Source organism: Rhodococcus sp. WB9 (genome assembly GCF_007558985.1).
Taxonomy (GTDB): domain Bacteria; phylum Actinomycetota; class Actinomycetes; order Mycobacteriales; family Mycobacteriaceae; genus Rhodococcus_F; species Rhodococcus_F opacus.
Genome location: NZ_CP041769.1, coordinates 1,727,673 through 1,729,883 on the forward strand (window position 1 = coordinate 1,727,673; position 2,211 = coordinate 1,729,883).

The 2,211-nt window shown below is 66.4% G+C and carries 2 protein-coding genes; both read right to left on the reverse strand.

The window, feature by feature from the left end; all coding sequences use genetic code 11:
* Positions 1–61: 61 nt before the first annotated feature.
* Positions 62–1,222: an acyl-CoA dehydrogenase gene (locus FND50_RS08265; protein ID WP_005255941.1), complete on the reverse strand. Its 1,161-nt coding sequence runs from the start codon at positions 1,220–1,222 to the stop codon at positions 62–64.
* Between the two features lie 172 nt (positions 1,223–1,394).
* Positions 1,395–2,093, reverse strand: coding sequence for a TetR family transcriptional regulator (locus tag FND50_RS08270; protein ID WP_144285409.1), 699 nt, complete (start codon positions 2,091–2,093; stop codon positions 1,395–1,397).
* Between the last annotated feature and the right edge of the window lie 118 nt (positions 2,094–2,211).

The window sequence follows — 2,211 nt, forward strand, 5'->3', positions numbered from 1 at the left end:
GTAGCCGTGCGCCTTTTTGGTAGCGGGAGCTACCAAAAAGGCGCACGGGCGGCGTAGCCGCCTACTTCAACAGTGCACGCGACATCACGACGCGCTGGATCTGGTTGGTGCCTTCGTAGATCTGAGTGATCTTCGCATCACGCATCATCCGCTCGACAGGGAAGTCGGTGGTGTAGCCGGCGCCACCGAACAGCTGGACGGCGTCGGTGGTGACCTCCATTGCGACGTCGGAGGCGAAGCACTTGGCGGCCGCGGAGATGAAACCGAGGTTCTTCTCGCCGCGCTCGGCACGGGCCGCGGAGGTGTAGACCATGAGGCGTGCGGCCTCGACCTTCATCGCCATGTCGGCGAGCATGAACTGCACGGCCTGGAAGTCGCTGATCGACTTGCCGAACTGCTTGCGGTCCTTGGTGTAGGCGAGAGCGGCGTCGAGGGCGCCCTGCGCGAGGCCGACTGCCTGCGCGCCGATGGTGGGACGGGTGTGGTCGAGGGTCTGCAGCGCCGTCTTGAAACCGGTGCCGGGCTCGCCGATGATGCGGTCGCCGGGGACCTTGCAATTCTCGAAGTAGAGCTCCGCGGTGGGCGAGCCCTTGATGCCGAGCTTCTTCTCCTTCGGTCCGACGACGAAGCCCTCGTCGTTCTCGTGGACCATGAACGCGGAGATGCCGTTGGCGCCCTTGTCGGCGTCGGTGACAGCCATGACGGTGTACCAGCTGGACTTGCCGCCGTTGGTGATCCAGCACTTGGAGCCGTTGAGGATCCAGTCGTCGCCGTCGGCCTTGGCACGGGTGCGCATGCCGGCCGCGTCCGAACCGGCCTCACGCTCGGACAGCGCGTAGGACGCCATGGCCTCGCCGGACGCGAGCTGCGGCAGGACCTGCTGCTTGAGTTCTTCGGACCCGTTGAGGATGAGGCCCATGGTGCCGAGCTTGTTGACGGCGGGGATCAGGGACGAGGAGCCGCAGACGCGGGCGACCTCTTCGATGACGATGCAGGTGGCGACGGAGTCGGCGCCCTGGCCGTCGTACTCCTCGGGGACGTGGATGGCGTTGAACCCGGAGTTCACGAGGGCGACGCGGGCCTCTTCGGGGAAGCGTGCGTCCTCGTCGACTTCCTTCGCGTAGGGTGCGATCTCCTTCTCGGAGAGCGCGCGGATCGCGGACCGCAGTTCGTCGTGCTCTTCACCGAGCTTGAACAGATCGAAGTCCGGATTTCCGGCCATGGGGCGCTCCTTGCTGAGTCTCGACGGCACCGAGTCTGAATAGGCACTCCGTGCCAAGGTCTTTGTCGTTCAGGTGGGCCGCAACGTTCGTGGTTGGCAAACTACTGCCACTACAGTGCAGTCAACCACGGCACTGAGTGCCAGTCAAGGGTGGTTGTCGTCACCCGGCCACTCAGCCCCGGCGCCGGGACAGCTGGGCCTGGATACGCCCGGTGATCTCCTCCACCGGCGTTCCCGGCGGGTACGACACCACCAGCACGGCGTCCTGTTCCTGCGTCGATGCCCCCGGAGCGACGCCGAACGTCCGGCGCACGTCGAGGAGGGCCCGCTCGAGTTCCTCGGCGGTGGCGTCGGGGTCGCCCTTGATCATGTTCCGGAGCAGGAAGTTGTGGCACGCGGTGACGGCGGCCGCGAATCCGATGACCTTCAGGACCGGCTCGGTGGGTACCACCCCGCGCAGGTAGTCGACGAACAACCGCTCGTAGCGGAAGCCGGTGACGATCTCCCGGTCGCGCAGGGCGGGAACCCGCTGGACCACCTGGTACCGGCGAGCCGACAGCTCCCGGTTCTCGCGAAACCTGTCGAAGACCAGGCCCGCCGTCCTGCAGACCGCCGCCCACGGGTCGTCGGAATTCGTGGACAGATAATCGCCTGCCTGCTGCAACAGCGATTCGTGATCGGCGAAGATCACGTCCTCCTTGGAGCGGAACTGGCGGAAGAACGTCCGCCGGGACACGCCCGCGGCGGATGCGATCTGCTCGACGGTCGTCGCCTCGTACCCGTTCTCGGAGAACAGCCGGATGGCCTGCGCCACCACGTGGACGCGGAAGTCCGCGGGATCGATGCCGGGTGTGTCGACGCGCTCGGTCATGGGGCCCAGTATCCATTGGCGGCTTTTGTCCCGCAGTGCCCTGGACCCGGCGCGTCCGAGGGGCGGATACTCGAAACAGTGCGTCCGTCCTGGTAGGGCGGGGCGAGGTCGAGTTCGA